The following is a 17,105-nucleotide window of genomic DNA, read 5'->3' on the forward strand; positions in this document are numbered from 1 at the left end:
AAAGGGACAACCATGATCAGACGACGCACCACCCTCGCCGGCGCCGGCGCGCTCCTCCTCTCCCTGGCCGCCACCGCGTGCGGTGGCGAGGACCCCACCACCGCGGGTGGCGGCGGCCAGGAGCTGAAGGGCGAGAAGATCACGGTCGCCGGGGTCTGGACCGGGGTGGAGCAGAAGAACTTCAAGAAGGTCATGGACGCCTTCTCGGAGAAGACCGGTGCCGAGCTGGACTTCGTCTCCACCGGCGACAACGTCTCCACCGTCATCGGCAGCAAGATCCAGGGCGGCAACGCCCCGGACGTGGTGATGGTCCCGCAGGTCGGCGTGCTCCAGCAGTTCGCCGAGAAGGGCTGGTTGGAGCCGCTGTCGAAGGAGGCGGACAAGCGCGCCCGCAGCTACTTCGCCCCGGTGTGGAAGGAGTACGGCACCGTCGACGGGATCTTCTACGGCCTGTACTTCAAGGCGTCCCACAAGTCGACCGTCTGGTACAGCCCGGAGGCCTTCGAGCAGGCGGGCGTCACCCCGCCCAAGGACTACGACGAGATGCTGAAGGTGGGCCGGACCCTCTCCGACTCCGGCACGGCCGCCTTCTCCGTGGCGGGCGAGGCCGGCTGGCCGCTCACCGACTGGTTCGAGAACATCTACCTCTCCCAGGCGGGCCCGGAGATGTACGACAAGCTCGCCGCCCACGAGATCCCCTGGACCCACCCCACCGTCGTCGAGGCCCTCACCACCCTCGGCGAACTCTTCGGCGACGAGGACCTGGTGGAGGGCGGCGGCGCCGGTGCGCTGCGCACCGACTTCCCCGAGTCCGTCGAGAAGGTCTTCGGCAACGACCCCAAGGCGGGCATGGTCTACGAGGGCGACTTCGTCGCGGGTCTGATCTCCGGCCAGTTCGACAAGAAGGTCGGCGAGGACGCGAAGTTCTTCCCGTTCCCGGCCGTGGACGGCGGCAAGCCCCCGGTGGTCGGCGGCGGTGACGCCGCGGTGGTCCTCAAGGACGGCGAGAACGCGGACGCCGGCATGAAGTTCGTGGAGTACCTGGCCACCGCGGAGGCCGCGGAGGTGTGGGCCGGTGCCGGCGGCTTCCTCTCCCCCAACGAGACCCTGAGCCTGGACGCCTACCAGGACGACACCACCCGGGAGACCGCCCGGTCCCTCGTGGAGGCCGGTGACGATGTGCGGTTCGACATGTCCGACCAGGCGCCGGCCGCCTTCGGTGGCACCCAGGGCGCGGGCGAGTGGAAGCTCCTCCAGGACTTCCTGCGCGACCCGTCCGACCCCAAGGCCACCGCGGAGAAGCTGGAGGCCGCCGCGGCCAAGGCCTGGAAGAAGAGCTGAGGCGGGACGGTCCATGTCAGCCACAGCACCCGCGGTGCCGCCCGCCTCGGCGGGCGGCACCCCGCCCGGGTCGCGCCCGTCCGGCGGGTCGGCCGCCGGCGGGGACACCGACCCCCGGTTGCGCGCCCGGCGGCGTCGGCGCCTCGTCGCCGCCCTGTTCCTGCTGCCCGCGCTGCTGCTGCTCGGGGCGCTGGTCGCGTACCCGATCCTGTTCTCCGTCGGTCGCAGCCTCTTCGACGCCACCGGCACCCGTTTCGTCGGCGCGGACAACTACGTCGAGATGTTCCGCGACCCCACCACGCTGAAGGCGATCCGCAACAGCGCGATCTGGGTCGTGGTCGCCCCGGCGCTGCTGACCGGCCTCGGCCTGATCCTGGCCGTGCTCACCGAGAAGGTGCGCTGGGCCACGGCGTTCAAGCTGCTGATGTTCATGCCGATGGCGATCTCCTTCCTCGCCGCCGGGATCATCTTCCGCATCACCTACGAGCAGGACCCCGACCGCGGTGTCCTCAACGCCGTCGCCGTCGGCGTCCACGACGTCTTCGCCGACCGCCCCGCCTACCCCGGCGCCCGCGCCCGCGAGGAGGCGGGCGGCACCGAGGTCACCGAGGGGAAGGACGGCTCGTACGGCACGGCCGCCGACCTCTCCCCCGGCGGCACCCTCGCCCTGGGCGTCGTGGGCGTGCCCCCGGGGGAGGTGCCCGCCGAGGCGGAGCCCGCCGCCGCCCCGACGGCGGACGGCGGCTCGGGGGACGCGCTGACCGGCACCGTCTTCCTGGACTTCACCCCCGGCGGGGGCGGCGAGCCGGGCCGCATCGACGAAGGCGAGCGCGGACTGCCCGGCATGACCGTCCAGGCCGTGCGCGACGGGAAGGTGGTGGGCGAGACCACCACCGCCGCCGACGGTTCCTTCCGGCTGACCGGCCTGGCGGACGGCTCGTACGCCGTACGGCTGCCGGCCTCGAACTTCGCCGAACCCTACGGCGGCGTCTCCTGGCTGGGTCCGGCCCTGGTCACCCCGGCGATCATCGGCGCCTACCTGTGGATCTGGACGGGCTTCTCCATGGTCCTCATCGGCGCCGGGCTCTCCGCGATGCCCCGGGACGTGCTGGAGGCGGCGCGGATGGACGGCGCGGGCGAGTGGCAGATCTTCCGCAGGATCACCGTGCCGCTGTTGGCCCCCGTGCTGACGGTCGTCTTCGTCACCCTGGTGATCAACGTGATGAAGGTCTTCGACCTCGTCTACATCATCGCTCCCGGACCGGTCCTCCAGGACGCCAACGTGCTGGCCATGCAGATGTGGCTGGTCTCCTTCGGCGGCGGCAACGACCAGGGACTGGGCAGCGCCATCGGCGTGCTGCTGCTCCTCCTGGTGGTCCCGGCCATGATCTTCAACATCCGACGCTTCCAGAGGAGCCGGCGATGACCCCTCACGGCACCTTCGAGAAGGGGGCGGAGAAGGGAGCCGCGACGGCGGCGACAGCACAGACTCCGGCGTCCGTGGCCGCGGCGGAGGCCGCGGGCGCCGGGCCCTCCGCCCCCGATCGTCCCGCCACCGGACGGCCGTCCCCGGCGGCCCGCTCCCGCGGACCGGTCGTGACGCGGCTGACGGGCCTGCTGGGCAGGGGCGCGGTCCAGGCGTTCCTCGCCGTGATCGCCCTGGTGTGGCTCACGCCCGCCCTCGGACTGTTCCTGGCATCGCTGCGCTCGGAGGAGGCCAACTCCACCAGCGGCTGGTGGACGGCCCTGACCGAGCCGGGACAGTTGTCGATCGACAACTACGCGACCCTGCTGGAGAACTCCGGGATCACCCAGGCGCTGTGGAACACCGTGTTGATCTCGGTGCCCACCACCGTCGCGGTGGTGGTCGTGGCGGCGCTGGCCGGCTACGCGTTCGCCTGGCTGGAGTTCCCCGGCCGCGACTGGATCTTCCTGGTGGTGGTCGGCCTGCTGGTGGTCCCGGTCCAGGTGGGCCTGCTGCCGGTGGCCAAGATGTTCGGCGCCCTCGGGCTGTTCGGGACGATCCCCGGCGTGGTGCTGTTCCACGTCGCCTACGGGCTGCCGTTCGCGATCTTCCTGCTGCGCAACTACTTCGCGGAGATCCCGCGGGAGATGTTGGAGGCGGCGCGGATGGACGGCGGCGGCGAGTGGCGGATCTTCACGCAGCTCGTACTGCCGGTGGGCAAGCCCGCGGTCGCGAGCCTGGCCATCTTCCAGTTCCTGTGGGTGTGGAACGACATGCTGGTGGCGCTGATCTTCGCCGACAGCGACTCGCAGCCGCTGACCGTCGCCCTCCAGTCGGAGATGCGGCAGTTCGGCAGCAACATCGAGATCCTGGCGCCCGGCGCCTTCCTCTCCCTCACCATCCCGCTCGTGGTGTTCTTCGCCTTCCAGAAGCACTTCGTGCAGGGCGTCATGGCGGGTTCGGTGAAGTGAGCAGCCGGTCGGCCCCGGCCCCCCACGGGGGAGGGGGCGGGGGCCGACCGGCCCGGTTCAGACGTCCAACAGCACCGTGAACGGGCCGTCGTTCGTGAGGGAGACCTCCATCGCCGCACCGAACCGGCCCGTCTCCACCCGGGCTCCCAGCTCGCGCAGCCGCGCGCACACCTCGTCGACCAGGGGTTCGGCCACCGGGCCGGGCGCGGCGGCGTGCCAGGTGGGACGGCGCCCCTTGCGGGCGTCACCGTAGAGGGTGAACTGGCTGACCACCAGCAGCGGAGCCCCGGTGTCCGAGCACGACCGCTCGCCCTCCAGGATCCGCAGTCCCCACAGCTTGCGGGCGAGTTTCGCGGCCTTCTCGGGGGTGTCGTCGTGGGTCACCCCGACCAGTACGCACAGTCCCTCGCCCTTGATCTCGCCGACGGTCTCTCCCCCTCGCTCCGCCGAGGGGTCCCCCGCTCCGACGACGACGGAGGCACCGTTCACCCTCTGCACCACAGCTCGCATGACGACCATCATGCCGCGCCCGCCCCGCACTCCGCGGGTGACCGCCGGACGGGTGCCCCGCGCTGCACGGAGTGTGCCGACGGTGGCACGATGCGTGCAGCACGGTGCGCGCGGTGGCCGACGTGGCGTATCCGTGACGGACCGTGGCATTCCGTTGTGATCCACGGCGCGAGGGGATGAGGGGCTACACCACCATGAGCACTGCCGGAACCGGGCGCACGCCCGGAGCCGTACCGGCGGCCCACGCGGCCGCCCGCCCGAGCGGGAGCATCCGTCCGATCGGGGACACCGACCCGGCGCGGGGCACCCCGCGGCAGTCCTCGCCGCAGGAACCGCAGGAACCGCAGGAACCGCCACAGGACCCGCAGGCCGCCCCGGAGGCGCCCCCCGCCCGCCCCGGAGGCGACCGGTACGGCGAACTCCCGGCGGTCCTGCGCGACACCGAACCCCCGGAGCTGACCGGCCTGCGCCTGCCCCAGCTGCGCGAACTGCGCCGCCAGGCCCAGCAGGAGGAGGCGGACCTCAGTTACGTACGGCGGCTGCTCCAGGGACGGATCGACATCCTCCGCGCCGAACTGGCCCGCCGGGGCGGTGTGGACGTGCCGCTGATCGACCGGCTGGCGGAGATCCTCGCCGACGCCCCGCCGCCCGGTGGGAACCCCGCCCGTTCCGCCCGGCACGTGACACTTCGCACACCGCGCAGCGAGGAGTACCGACGGCTGGCCGAGGAGATGCTCGCCGAGGTCGAACTCTCCGACCCGACCGCCCGCACGGACACCGAACTCCACGCCGCCATGGACCGGCTGGGCCAGTACGAGCACCACATCTCCCGGCGCCGCCGGGTGCTCCAGGAGACGGCGAACGGCTGCAGCGCCGAAATCGCGCGCAGGTACCGTGAAGGGGAAGCACGCGTGGACGACCTGCTGCCCTGACCCCGGGCCCGGTCGTCCCCCCTACCCAGGGAAGGCCGTCCATGACCACCACCGCGCCCCTCACCGTCTCCGGCGCACGCTCCGACGCACCGCTCCCCGTCCTCGCCGAAGTCGTCCGCTCCGGCTTCACCGAGGGCCGGCACCGGGGCTCGGTGGTGGTGCTCGACCGTGACGGCGGCGTGGACTGGGCGCTGGGCGAGCCGGCCGCGCCCGTGTACCCGCGTTCGTCCAACAAGCCGATGCAGGCGGCGGCCGTGCTGCGGGCCGGCGTGGAGCTGTCCGGCGAGCGTCTGGCGCTGGCCGCCGCCAGCCACTCCGGCGAGGCGTTCCACCAGGAGCTGGTCCGCGCGATGCTCGTCGAGCACAAGCTGACCGAGGACGAACTGGGCTGCCCGCCGGACCTGCCGCTGGACCGCGAGGAGGCCGACCGGTTCCTGGCCTCGGGCGCGCGCCCCTCCCGCGTCGCCATGAACTGCTCGGGCAAGCACACCGCGATGCTCGCCGCCTGCCGGGTCAACGCCTGGTCGCGCGCCGACTACCTCGCCCCGGACCACCCCCTCCAGCAACTGGTCCGCGAGTGCGTGGAGTCCGCGACGGGCGAGGAGGTCGCCCACACCGGCATCGACGGCTGCGGCGCGCCGCTGATGGCCGTCTCCCTCACCGGTCTGGCCCGGGCCTTCCGCTCCTACGTGCTGGCCGAGCCGGGCACCCCCGAGCGGCGGGTCGCGGACGCCATGCGCGCCCACCCCGAGTACGTCGCCGGCACCCGACGCTCCGACACCCGGCTGATGCGCGCGGTGCCGGGCGCGCTGGCGAAGATGGGCGCCGAGGCGGTGCAGGCGGTGGCCCTGCCCGACGGTCGGGCGCTGGCGCTGAAGATCGAGGACGGCGGGATGCGGGCGCTGGCCCCCGTCACCGTCCGCGTCCTGGAGCGGATGGGGCTGGACTCCCCGGCCCTGGCCGAGTCGGCCGCCGCCCCGCTGCTGGGCGGCGGGCGGCCGGTGGGGGAAATACGCGCGACGTTCTGAGCGCGGCGGCCTACCGTGACGGCCATGGTTCCGAGCGCTCCCGACATCCGCACCGTCTCCGAGGAAGAGTTCCCGCAGTGGTTCCGGGCCCTGCGGGCCGGGTTCCTGCACTCCCGGGAGGTCTCCGAGGAGGAGATCCGCGTCCGGCGCGACGGGGTGATCCCGGAGCGCGTCCTGGGGGCGTTCGAGCCGGACGGTCGCTGCGCGGCCACCTTCCGCACCCTGCCCCAGCGGCTGACCGTCCCCGGCGGGGCGCGGGTGGCCTCCCTCGCCGTCACCAACGTGACCGTCCTGCCCACCCACCGCCGCCGCGGGCTGCTGACGCGGATGATGCGGAAGGCGCTGGTCGAGGGGAAGGAGCGGGGGGACGTCTGCTCCACCCTGGACGCCGCCGAGTACCCGATCTACGGGCGGTACGGCTACGGTCCCGCCACCTGGACGACCGAGTGGGCCGTGGACGCCGCCCACGCCGGCCTCGACCCACGCCGGTCGCGACCGGACGAGGAGGGCGCCCGGATCGACCTGGTCGACGCGGAGGAGTTCCGCGCCCGGGGCGCCGAGCTGCACGAGCGGGTGTGCGCCCTGCCCGACCGTCAGGGCATGACCGACCGCACCGAGCGCTGGTGGAAGCTGAGCACCGGTGAGATCGGTTGGCCCGGCAGGGATTCCACCCGTCCCTTCCGCGCCCTGTACCGGGACGCCGACGGGCGACCGCAGGGGCTGCTGACGTTCACCACGGACGAGAACTGGGAGCACAACGCGCCGCGCGTCAACGCCCGCGTCCGGGACCTGATCGCGGCGACGTCCGCCGCCGAGCGCGCCCTGTGGCACTTCCTGCTCTCCCTGGACTGGGTCGCCACCGTCCACTCCGGTCCCCGCGCCCCCGACTCCCTCCTCCCGCTGGTGCTGCCGGACCCGCGCGCCGCGCGGGTCACCACCCACACCGACTTCCTGTGGCTGCGTCCGCTGGACGTGCCCGCGCTGCTGGCGGCCCGCGCCTACCCGGTCTCCGGCTCCCTGGTGCTGGAGCTGGCGGACCCGATGGGCCTGTCCGGCGGCCGTTTCCTGCTGGAGGCGTCCCCCGACGGTGCCGACTGCGTCCCCACCACGCGCTCCGCCGACCTGTCGATGGGAGTGGGCGCGTTGGGCTCGCTGTACCTGGGGGACGAGTCGGCCTCGCGGCTGCGGGAGCTGGGGTCGCTGGTCGAGGAGCGGCCGGGGGCCGCGGCCCTGGCGGACGTGTTGTTGCGCACGGCCCGTCGTCCCTGGGCCCCGGACGAGTTCTGAGCCCGCCGGCGGGCTCGGGACACGGGTGGGAGGGGCGGTCCCCGACGCCGGCGGGAGCCTGTGCCTCCCGCGCCTCCCCCACGATGTGTGGAGACCGTGTGTAGCCGCTCACGGCGTCGGGCAGGTGGACGGTATGTTCACGGAAGCGCCGCCCGGACACGATGGTCGGCGTGTTCGGGGGTGTACCGGGGGCGCGTCGGTCACCCGAGCCGCCCCCGGCGCATTGAAACGGGACATGTCACATCTTCCCCTCCCCCATACTCCTGGAGGCGCACGGAGGGCCCGCCCCCCGGCCGGGCCACGGGGTAATGTTCAAGGTTGACGGTGGGCACATGCCACCATGCCGAGGTCCCGTTCTTCGGCCGACACCGCACAGGAGGGGAGGGGCCATGATCGAGGCGAGTCGCCACATCGACTACGCGGCCCTTTTCGACGCCGTCCCCACCCCGCTGGCCGTGTTGAACCCCGCCCTGGTCTTCGTGGAGGCCAACCAGGCGTACCTGAACGTGACCGGCCGCACCCGCGACGAGGTGGTCGGCCGCCCCCTGTTCGAGGTCTTCCCCCCGAACCCGGACGATCCGCGGAACGACGGGGCGAAGAACCTGCGCGCCTCGTTCCGGCGCGTCCTGGAGACGGGCAAGCCGGACACCATGGTGCTCCAGCGGTACGACCTCCCCGTGCCGGGTGGTGAGGGCGAGTACGAGGAGCGGTACTGGAGCCCGGTCAACACCCCCGTGCTCGGCGAGGACGGTTCGGTCGCCCTGATCATCAACCGTGTCGAGGACGCCACGGTCTACGTGCGCGACAACCTCGGCGGCCCCTCCGGCCCGGCCGGCGAGGGCGAGGACCTGTGGACGAACAGCGGGAGGATCGCCGAGGCCGAGCTCTACGCCCGCGCGCTCGAACTGTACGAACACAACGAGATGCTGCGGCAGGCCCACGCCCGCGAACACGAGGTGGCCCTCACCCTCCAGAAGGCCATGCTGCCCATCCACATGCCGCTGGAGCGGCGCAACGCGGCCGTGCGCTACCGGCCCGCGCAGGGCTCGCTCAACGTGTGCGGCGACTGGTACGACATGATCAACCTCAGCGACGACCGCTTCGCCGTCGCCGTGGGCGACGTCGTCGGCCGGGGGCTGGAAGCGGCCAGCGTGATGGGGCAGTTGCGCAGTGCGCTCAGCGCGGCCATGCGGGTCGCCGACGGCCCCGCGCAGGCACTGTACGGACTCGACCTGTACGCCCGCTCGTTGGACGGTGCCCTGGCCACCACCACCGTCAAGATCGACATCGACACCCACACGCACACCCTCACCTACAGCAGCGCCGGTCACCTGCCGCCGATGCTGTGCCACCCCGACCGGCACGTGGAGTACCTGGACCAGGCCACCGACGTGCCCCTGGCCGCCCGGAGCAGGCCCTCGCACCGGCCGCAGGCGATCACCACCTACGTGCCCGGCTCGGTCCTCGTCCTCTACACCGATGGGCTCGTCGAACGCCGCGACGAGCCCATCGACGTGGGGCTGAAGCGGCTGGCGGAGGCCCTGGCCCGGTACCGGGACCAGCACCAGGAGGAGATCGCCGACAGCCTCCTGGAGGACCTCGGCATGAACAGCGGCACCGCCGACGACGCCGCCCTGGTCGTCATCCGGCTCTGACGGGACGGTGGGTCGAGGCGCGGCGGCGCCGGCCGGGAAACGGGCATACGTAGGCTGAGGCCGATCAGCCCGAGACAGGTACGACGAGGAGGCATCCGATGTCCGACGCCCCCACCCCCGAAAGCGACGAGCCCGCCCACGATCCGGAGGTGCTCCAACTCGCGGCCAAGGTCTTCGACCTCGCCCGGGAGGGTGACACGGACACCCTCGCGGCCTACGTCGACGCGGGTGTCCCGGCCAACCTGACCAACGACAAGGGCGACTCGCTGCTGATGCTCGCCGCCTACTACGGCCGCACCCCCACCGTGCGGGCCCTGGTCGAGCGTGGCGCCGATCCCAACCGGATCAACGACCGGGGCCAGACCCCGCTGGGGGGCGCCGTCTTCAAGGACCAGGAGGAAATGGTCCGGCTGCTGCTGGACGCCGGGGCCGACCCGGCCGCCGGTAACCCGTCGGCCATCGACACGGCCCGGATGTTCGGACGGCACGAGCTGCTGAAGCTGCTCGGCGCCGAGTGAAGCCGGGCGAACCGGCGCCGCGCCGGACGGCGACGGGGCGGCGGAGGGACACGGTCGTGTCCTCCGCCGCCCGCGCCCCCGGCTTCCGTCGTCAGCCTCCGCCGTCCAGGCACTCGCGGCTGTCACCGCCGCTGAGACACGGGCGACCGCCCGGGTCGTCCCGGTACGGGGACGCCGGAGGAGGATCGGGGTGGGCGCGCTCGTGCTCTCCGTGCCAGGTGAGGACGGTGGCGGTCAGCGCGGCCGCGAACACCAGCAGTTGAACGGCCCCCACCCCCGGGCGTCCCGCGCGCAGGAACACCACCGCGAGCGCGAGGACGGCCAGCGCGAACCCGCCGCACCACAGGACCGGTACCCAGTCCATCGGCGGCGGCTCCCCGGGCCCCCCGCCCTCCCGATGCCCGCCCGCGTCGGTCCAGTTCCGCAGCCCCAGCCCCACCATGACCACGAGGGCCCCCGCCACTTCGGCGAGCAGCAGGACGAAGCCGACGAGCACGCCGGAGACCGCGTCGCCACGGGCACCGCCGGACGTTCCGGACGCGCCGGACGTCCCGGACGTCGAAAGAACCGGTGACATGCCCCCACCGTCGTACGGAATCCCGCGCTCCGTGGCATCGCCCAGCGAACCGACACCGACTCGTTGCACCCGGCGGCACCCCCGACCGCTCGTCGGAGGACCTACACGCTCCCGATGGTGAAACGCCCGACCTCCCGACATCGTGTGGCATGTTCGGCCAAACATCCTCCGTGGGAGGGCCCGTCGCCCTAGAGTGGGCTCGTTTCCGGCTGGGGGGCCGGACCCGAGCCGGGTGAGGCGAAGTGAGCGCTGGAAAGCGGGGGACGGCAGCACGGGCGGGGACGGCGGCAGCGCCGACCCGGTCCGCGGAGACGTCACGGCCACCGCGGTACCGGACGACGCCGGCGCACCGGCGCATCACCCGACTGAACACGATGCCCCCGTCGCTGTCGCGACTTCATCGCCCCTGGGGCGAACCACATCGGCGACTCCCCCGATGAGCCCGCCGTGGACCGTCGAGCGGTCCACGGACCGACGTTCCGGCGACCTCGCCGGCGTCACCCGGCGCGCCGTCCGTTCCGCGCCGCCGAATCCGCTGCGGTGAACGATTCACGCGAGAGGGATCCGTCTGTGACATCAACCCGGAACAGGTCGTCGATGGCCGGCATCACAGCCGGCCTCGTCATCCTGGCGAGTGCGCTCCTGTTGTGGTCGGGAGATGACGAAGGAGAGAAGAAGAAACCGGAAGGGCCTGTGAACGAGACGGTATCCGTTCCGTGCGGAACGGGCATCACCCTGGCCTCCTCACCCGAGAAATTCGAACTTCTGGAAAAACTGGCCGACGACTACAACAAGAAGAGCAAGTGCTCCGAGGGCAGGGTCACCGTCGTCTCCAGCGCATCGGGTGATGTCTTCGAGGGCCTCACCAAGGGATGGCGGGCCGAGGAACAGTCGAATCCCACCATCCCCCATGTCTGGAGTCCCGCATCCAGTTCGTGGGTGACGATGTTGCCCGACAAGAAGCACATGCCCGACGGTGTTCACGTCGTCAACGACACGGAAGAGCTTCCCTCGATCGCCAGGACCCCGGTGGTGCTGGCGATGCCGGCGACCGTCGCCGAGAAACTGGGAGGGCCGGAGGGGATCAGGTGGTCCACCCTGGAGAAGATGGCCGGCGACCCGGACGCCTGGCAGGAGGCCACCGACGGGGAGGCGGGAACCTTCAAGCTGGGAAAGACCAACCCCAACTACTCCACCACGGGCCTGGCCACCCTGCTCCACTCCTACGCGGCGGCCGCCGGAACGTCCCTCGATGAACTCACCGTGCGGCACATCCAGGATGCCTCGGTACGCCGCCGGGTGGCGGAGGTCGAGAAGGCCACGCTCCACTACGGCGAGACCACCCTGGTCTACCTGTGCAACCTGGCCCGAGCCGACGACAAGGACAAGGCCCTCGACTACGTCAGCGTGGTCCCGCTGGAGGAGAAGACCGTCTACGACTACAACCGGGGGGCCGCCACCACCGGCTGCCCGAGCGACAAAGACGACAGACTGGAGAACTTCAAGCCGAAGGAACCACTGGTGGCCGTCCACCCGGCCGACGGGACGATGGTGTCGGACGCGCCGTACGCCATCCTCTCCACCGCCGACGAGGACCAACGGAAAGTCGCCGAGAACTTCTTGAAATTCATCCAGAGCGATGATCGGCAGAAGACCGTCAAGGAGCACGGGTTCCGCGACAAGGACGGCCTCCTCGCCCCCGACGTCGCGGAGCGTATCGGCGTCGCCGAGAGTTCCAAACTCAAGGAGTGGGCACCACCCAAGACGGAAGTGATCGCGGAGGCACGCAAGTCCTGGGACGCCATCCGCAAACCGGCCAGAATCCTGCTGGTCGTCGACGTTTCCGACTCGATGAACGACTACCCTCATTCCCAAAAGGATGCTAAGGACGAGAAACACTCACGCCTGGGGCACGTCAAGAGAGCCCTCACGGAGGCACTCGACGAGTTCAACGCCTGGGACGAAGTCGGCCTGTGGGAGTTCTCGGGGGACATCCACAGCGACGAGTCGCCGTACCAGGAACTCGTCAGGCCGAGGCCGGTGCGCAAGAACAAGGATGCCCTGGCGGACGCGATCGATGAACTGAAAGCGAAAAGTGCCACCGCCCTGTACGTCACCATTCGCGACGCCCACCGGGAACTCTCCAGGTCGTCGTCCACCGACCGGATCACCGCCATCGTCGTCCTCAGCGACGGCAAGGAAGATTACAAGAACAACTACGGCATCGACAGGTTGATGAAGGACATCAGCGCGGAGGGGAAGGAGAACCCGGTCCGGGTCTTCACCATCGCCTACAGCTACGAAGCTCCCTTGGAAACACTCTCGAAAATGGCCAAGGCGAGCGGAGGGCACAGCTACGACTCCAAGAGCAACCCGGAGAACATCAGCACCGTGCTGCGCGAGGTCGTCGGCAACTTCTGACCGGCGCGGGTACTGGGCCGCCGGCGCCGCCGGCCCCACATGGCCGGTGGCGCCTCCGGCCCGGCGGACGATAACAGGATCACCACGAATTCCGGCTCGCCCCTCTTCTCCCACCGGGAGTTGGTGGTTGGATCATCCGCATGGTCGTCATCTCCGCGGAATCAGAGTCCGTCTTCGCCTCCTTATGGGCAGCCGCCGCGGTCTTCGCCACGCTCGGAGTCGGCATCGGCGCGATGTGGGCAACCCTCAGGGCGAGCAACCCCAAGCGGCGGATCACCTACTGGATGGGGGACACCCCGCTCCTGCAGAGCCACCACCGGTTGGAGGGGGGCCTCCAGGTCAGTCGGAACGGCAGGACGCTCGCCGATCCCCGCCTGGTGCGGATCCGGATGACGAACACCAGTCGGCGGGACGTCCCCAGCTCCGCCTTCGACCAGTCGAAGCCGATCAGGATCGGTGTCGGCCGTCCCATCCTCGAATCCCTCGGCACCGAGTCGGAGCCCGCGGACGCGGCCCCGCCCCAGGAGTCCGTGGTCGGCACCGAACTGCACATCGGCCCGGGGCGCATCGGCCGGAACCAGTCCGTCACCTATCTGGTCCTCATCGACGGCGAGCCCACGTACTCCTGTCACCACTCGCTGATCGACGTCACGGTCGAGGAGACGGGCAGCCCCCTGGAGAGGGGGTCCGACCGGTCGCTACAGGTGCTGCACACCGGCATCTCCATGGCGGGCACGGTGGCCGTGGGGCTGGCGGCCTGGTGGTTGTACAACAGCCTGGCCTCCTGAGGCGGGGCGTCCCGCCGCCCCTTCCGGTGCGGAGCGCCCCTCAGTGCGCGATGCCGTCGATCAGGTCGCGCGCGCCCTGGCGGAGCAGGGCGACGGCGACGGACGTGCCCAGGGTGGCCGGATCGAGGCGGCCGGCCCACTCGTGCGCGTTGAGCACCGTCTTGCCGTCGGGTGTGAACACACAGGCGCGCAGGGAGAGTTCTCCGTTCCGCTCCGTCCTGGCGTATCCGGCGATCGGGCTGTTGCAGTGTCCCTGGAGGACGTGGAGCAGCATCCGCTCGGCGGTGGCCTCGCGGTGGGTGGCCGGATCGCCCAGCTCGCCGACCGCCTCGATCAGCCCGGTGTCGTCCTCCCGGCACTGGAGGACGAGGATGCCGGCGCCGATCGGCGGCATCATCACCTCGGTCGGCAGGATCTCGCTGATCACGTCCGTACGGCCGATCCGCTCCAGGCCGGAGACCGCCAGCAGCAGGGCGTCCGCCTCCCCCGCCGCCATCTTCTCCATGCGTCGGTTGGCGTTCCCCCGGAACGGCACGCACTCCAGATGCGGATGGGAGCCCGCGAGCTGTGCGACGCGCCGCACGGAGGAGGTGCCGATCCGGGTGCCCGGCGGCAGCTCGTCCAGGGTCAGCCCGCCGGGGTGGATCAGGGCGTCGCGGACGTCGTCCCGCTTGAGGAAGGCCGCGAACGCCGTGCCCGCCGGGAGCGGCCGGTCGGCCGGGATGTCCTTGAGGCAGTGCACCGCCAGGTCCGCCTCGCCGGCCAGCAGCGCGGCGTCCACCTCCTTGGTGAACGCTCCCTTCCCCTCCACCTGTGACAGATCGCCCAGCCACTTGTCGCCGGTGGTCTTCACCGGGACGACCTCGGTGCGGATGTGCGGGTGGAGCGCGGCCAGCCCGGCGCGGACGCGTTCCACCTGCGCCAGTGCCATGGGGGAGTCGCGGGAGACGATGCGGATCAGCTCAGGGGCGGACATGCCGTTCACGATAGACCGTCAGGTCCGCGCCCCGACGGGCACTCCATGCGATCCGACACCGGCCGGTGCGACCCCACCGGGCGCGCATGACGGCCGGGCCGCCGACTCCCGCGGGGGAACGCGTCCGGCCGCCTCCTGCTGTGGACCGGCGACGGCGCGCGGTGCACACGCCGCTCCCCGCCGTCATGCGTCGTCTCCCTCGTGAGGCTCCCAAGGGGTCACAGTGAAAACCCTGTTGAGAGTAGCGTCGGAAAGCGACGATCGGGATACAGAAAGTAATAGTCGCTCGTTGGACGGCACTCACAGAGCACGGAGCAGAATGGAATCCCGAACTCGGCACTCCTCGACGACCTTCGCCGACAGCGAGGACTTCGCCCGCGCCGCGCGGGCCGTGGGCGCGGACACGACGGCTGAGGCACTGCTGGGCCTCGACGACAGGGGGTTCTGGTGGACGTTGACACCTGTGGACACGGCGCCCGCGCCGGACTTCGTACCGATCGCGCCGCTCGCCGAACTACCGGAGGAAGCCGTGACCTCCCTGCGGAGGTGGGTGGTGCGATGAGCGCGACGGACGGGCGGAAGGGACGCGGGGAGCGGGCCGAGCGGCGGGAACCCGCGCCCACGGTCGGCGCGGTGGCACGCGACCTGCGCGACGGGCGGGTGGGAGAGGTGATGGACGTCCTCCCGGGACGGATCTGGCTGCGCCCGCTGGGCGGCGGACGGGAGTGGGACGCGGAACCGCGCCAGGTCGAGTCGCTCACCCCGCGCGAGCAGCTCAGCGCCCGACTCGCGGCCGCCAACGCCCGCAGCCGCCATCCCCTGCCCTGATCCGTGGGGCGGCGGCCCGTGGAGCGGGGCGGATTCGGAAGCAGGAACCGCTCCCGGAGCCGTCGTCGCGGCGATCATGGCGGAGCGCCCCGGCCTGGGCCGTTCTCGGCCGGGGCGCCGTTCCCGGGAGGCCGCTCACTCCCGGAAATCCGCCGGGCGGTCCCGATTCCCCCGCCACCGGGACCGCGTTCCGGACCGGTGCCGGTTCCGGCGTCGCCCGACTCCACAGAGACTGGCCGACGGCGCTCGGGGCGGACAAGCAGTTCCACGTTCCTCGAAAAGCCCCGCGGAATCGGCGTCGCGCGTGCCCCTCCCCGAAGGTCCTCAAGGCGCCTCCGCATGGACGGGCGTCCTGGACGGGCGTCTCCCGGTTTGCCGGTGAAACGCCGTTTTCCGAGCCCGTGAGGACGGCGCGGGACCGACTGCTAGGAAACCCGCGACACCTTCGGAGTGCCTGGAACCGCGGGAACGGGCATCGGGACGACGGGACGAGACAGCGGGGAAGCCACCATGGCCTTTCGGATCCACTTCACGTTCGCAGACCTGGCCAAGACCCGGGTTTCGCACTCGACGTACCCGCTTCAGGAGTTGAGCATCGCCATGCGGGTCCTGAGGGACAGGACCCCGTCGACGCGCTTCGGCGCCTGGCGGCACGAGGTCCTCTCCCGGTTGCCGGCCACGGCGCGGATGGCGTTCGAGATGACGCCGTCCCACGGCTGGGTGCCGGACTTCCTGGCGCCGGCCGCGGCGGGGGATTCCCAGGAGCTCCTGGAGCGGGTGCGCGCGACGCCCCGGCGGCGGCTGCGGGAGGAGATGGAACGCGTCGCCGCCCGGCAGTCCGTGCCCCGCTGGTCGCGACAGCTCGGCGAGGACCCCTCGGTGCTGCAACGACTCGTGGACAGTCTGTCCACGGTCCACGACGTGCTGCTGGCGCCGTACCGACCCCGGGTGGAGGCCCGGCTGGAGGCCGACAGGAGTCTGCGAGCCAGGGCCCTCCTGCACGGTGGGATGGAACGGGTGCTGTCACAGCTGCACCCGCGGCGGATCCGCTGGGAGTCCCCGGTGCTGACGGTGGACATGGCGTCGGGCATGGACGCCGACCTGCGCCTGGAAGGGCAGGGGCTCCTCCTCGTGCCGTCCTTCTTCGGCTCCGACGCCCCGGGGATCGCTCCGGACACCGAACCGCAGCCGATGCTGTTCTATCCCGCGTCGTCCGACTCCCCGCACCCGGACGTCGTCCGGCCGGACGCGGGAGTCGCGGGTCCCTCCACGGCGCTGGCGCAGCTTCTGGGACGGACCCGGGCCGCCGTCCTGCTCGCCATCGCGGACAGGGTCGGCTGCACCACGACCGAGCTTTCCACGGCGGTGGGGATCTCGGTGTCCAACGCCAGCGAACACGCGACGGTCCTGAGGCGTGCCGGACTCATCACGACCACCCGCCACCACAAGGCGGTCCTCCACACCGTGACGCCCATCGGACGCACCCTGCTGAACACCGCGTGAGCCGGGTCCCGGCCGTCGGACCGGGCAGCGACCCGGCGGCGTCAGGCGGGTGGTGGGAGTGGTCTCCCCTCCTGGGCCGCGCGGACGTGTTCGGGCGTGAGGGCGGCGGAGCCGTGCTCCTCGGCGAAGGCTTCGAGGCGGCCCAGCGGCGACTCGGGAGCCGGGGGTTCGTCGCTGATCGTCGTGCCGGTGACGATTTCGGCGAAACGCAGCCCGACGGTGACCGGGTCCTGTTCGAAGGGATCGCTTTGACGCATGCTCATGTTCGGTCAGCCTAGGGCCGACCTGTGACAACCGGACGGCCC

Annotated in this window: 17 protein-coding genes; 13 read left to right on the top strand and 4 right to left on the bottom strand. The window is 71.5% G+C overall.

The features are described 5' to 3' along the window. The first annotated feature begins 12 nt into the window (after positions 1 to 12). From F0L17_RS11455 to F0L17_RS11465, 3 genes are read left to right on the top strand one after another with little or no spacing between them, the layout of a single operon-like run. Positions 13 to 1,341, top strand: coding sequence for an ABC transporter substrate-binding protein (locus F0L17_RS11455; protein WP_155070998.1), 1,329 nt, complete (start codon positions 13 to 15; stop codon positions 1,339 to 1,341). A 13-nt stretch (positions 1,342 to 1,354) separates the two neighbouring features. Beyond that, a complete protein-coding gene (locus F0L17_RS11460; RefSeq protein WP_155070999.1) occupies positions 1,355 to 2,767 on the top strand; it encodes an ABC transporter permease in 1,413 nt (470 codons plus the stop codon). Then, a complete protein-coding gene (locus F0L17_RS11465) occupies positions 2,764 to 3,777 on the top strand; it encodes a carbohydrate ABC transporter permease (protein WP_238419339.1) in 1,014 nt (337 codons plus the stop codon). The genes F0L17_RS11460 and F0L17_RS11465 overlap by 4 nt, the downstream gene beginning before the upstream one ends. Before the next feature lie 57 nt (positions 3,778 to 3,834). Here the strand turns inward: F0L17_RS11465 and dtd are convergent, their stop codons facing one another. Beyond that, positions 3,835 to 4,287 (bottom strand): D-aminoacyl-tRNA deacylase, encoded by a 453-nt coding sequence (gene dtd, locus F0L17_RS11470; RefSeq protein ID WP_155071000.1) that lies wholly within the window; start codon positions 4,285 to 4,287, stop codon positions 3,835 to 3,837. 194 nt (positions 4,288 to 4,481) lie between these two features. Between dtd and F0L17_RS11475 the strand changes: the two genes are divergently transcribed. The 5 genes from F0L17_RS11475 to F0L17_RS11495 all read left to right on the top strand — a co-directional run bounded on the left by F0L17_RS11475 (position 4,482) and on the right by F0L17_RS11495 (position 9,707). Further along, on the top strand, positions 4,482 to 5,219 hold the full coding sequence (locus F0L17_RS11475) for an RsiG family protein (protein WP_155071001.1): 738 nt from the start codon (positions 4,482 to 4,484) through the stop codon (positions 5,217 to 5,219). 41 nt (positions 5,220 to 5,260) lie between these two features. After that, positions 5,261 to 6,247 (top strand): asparaginase, encoded by a 987-nt coding sequence (locus tag F0L17_RS11480; protein ID WP_155071002.1) that lies wholly within the window; start codon positions 5,261 to 5,263, stop codon positions 6,245 to 6,247. A gap of 24 nt (positions 6,248 to 6,271) precedes the next feature. After that, entirely contained in the window at positions 6,272 to 7,534 is a 1,263-nt protein-coding gene (locus tag F0L17_RS11485; RefSeq protein WP_155071003.1) for a GNAT family N-acetyltransferase, read from the top strand. A gap of 389 nt (positions 7,535 to 7,923) precedes the next feature. Beyond that, positions 7,924 to 9,189, top strand: coding sequence for a PP2C family protein-serine/threonine phosphatase (locus F0L17_RS11490; protein ID WP_155071004.1), 1,266 nt, complete (start codon positions 7,924 to 7,926; stop codon positions 9,187 to 9,189). A 98-nt stretch (positions 9,190 to 9,287) separates the two neighbouring features. Beyond that, positions 9,288 to 9,707: an ankyrin repeat domain-containing protein gene (locus tag F0L17_RS11495; RefSeq protein ID WP_155071005.1), complete on the top strand. Its 420-nt coding sequence runs from the start codon at positions 9,288 to 9,290 to the stop codon at positions 9,705 to 9,707. Between the two features lie 91 nt (positions 9,708 to 9,798). On the opposite strand, the gene F0L17_RS11500 is transcribed toward F0L17_RS11495, so the two are convergent. Beyond that, the gene (locus F0L17_RS11500; protein ID WP_155071006.1) at positions 9,799 to 10,284 is read right to left on the bottom strand and encodes a DUF6234 family protein; all 486 of its coding nucleotides are present in this window, start codon (positions 10,282 to 10,284) and stop codon (positions 9,799 to 9,801) included. A 693-nt stretch (positions 10,285 to 10,977) separates the two neighbouring features. Between F0L17_RS11500 and F0L17_RS11505 the strand changes: the two genes are divergently transcribed. Together F0L17_RS11505 and F0L17_RS11510 are read left to right on the top strand one after the other, a co-directional pair. Next, positions 10,978 to 12,705, top strand: coding sequence for a substrate-binding domain-containing protein (locus tag F0L17_RS11505; RefSeq protein WP_162466075.1), 1,728 nt, complete (start codon positions 10,978 to 10,980; stop codon positions 12,703 to 12,705). A gap of 140 nt (positions 12,706 to 12,845) precedes the next feature. Next, on the top strand, positions 12,846 to 13,493 hold the full coding sequence (locus F0L17_RS11510; protein ID WP_155071008.1) for a hypothetical protein: 648 nt from the start codon (positions 12,846 to 12,848) through the stop codon (positions 13,491 to 13,493). Positions 13,494 to 13,533: 40 nt separating this feature from the next. Here the strand turns inward: F0L17_RS11510 and hemC are convergent, their stop codons facing one another. Next, on the bottom strand, positions 13,534 to 14,469 hold the full coding sequence (gene hemC / locus F0L17_RS11515) for a hydroxymethylbilane synthase (protein ID WP_155071009.1): 936 nt from the start codon (positions 14,467 to 14,469) through the stop codon (positions 13,534 to 13,536). A gap of 319 nt (positions 14,470 to 14,788) precedes the next feature. On the opposite strand from hemC, the gene F0L17_RS11520 reads away from it, so the two are divergent. The 3 genes from F0L17_RS11520 (at position 14,789) to F0L17_RS11530 (ending at position 16,800) form a co-directional block, all read left to right on the top strand. Continuing rightward, the gene (locus F0L17_RS11520; RefSeq protein ID WP_155071010.1) at positions 14,789 to 15,031 is read left to right on the top strand and encodes a hypothetical protein; all 243 of its coding nucleotides are present in this window, start codon (positions 14,789 to 14,791) and stop codon (positions 15,029 to 15,031) included. Beyond that, on the top strand, positions 15,028 to 15,297 hold the full coding sequence (locus tag F0L17_RS11525) for a hypothetical protein (protein WP_155071011.1): 270 nt from the start codon (positions 15,028 to 15,030) through the stop codon (positions 15,295 to 15,297). Before F0L17_RS11520 ends, F0L17_RS11525 begins: the two co-directional genes overlap by 4 nt. Positions 15,298 to 15,807: 510 nt before the next feature. Beyond that, on the top strand, positions 15,808 to 16,800 hold the full coding sequence (locus F0L17_RS11530) for a winged helix-turn-helix domain-containing protein (RefSeq protein ID WP_155071012.1): 993 nt from the start codon (positions 15,808 to 15,810) through the stop codon (positions 16,798 to 16,800). A gap of 41 nt (positions 16,801 to 16,841) precedes the next feature. Here F0L17_RS11530 and F0L17_RS11535 read toward each other — a convergent pair whose 3' ends face one another. Beyond that, complete coding sequence (locus tag F0L17_RS11535; protein WP_238419344.1) at positions 16,842 to 17,063, bottom strand: hypothetical protein; 222 nt, start codon at positions 17,061 to 17,063, stop codon at positions 16,842 to 16,844. Between the last annotated feature and the right edge of the window lie 42 nt (positions 17,064 to 17,105).

Origin of the sequence: Streptomyces taklimakanensis, assembly GCF_009709575.1 — a bacterium.
Taxonomy (GTDB): Bacteria; Actinomycetota; Actinomycetes; order Streptomycetales; family Streptomycetaceae; genus Streptomyces; species Streptomyces taklimakanensis.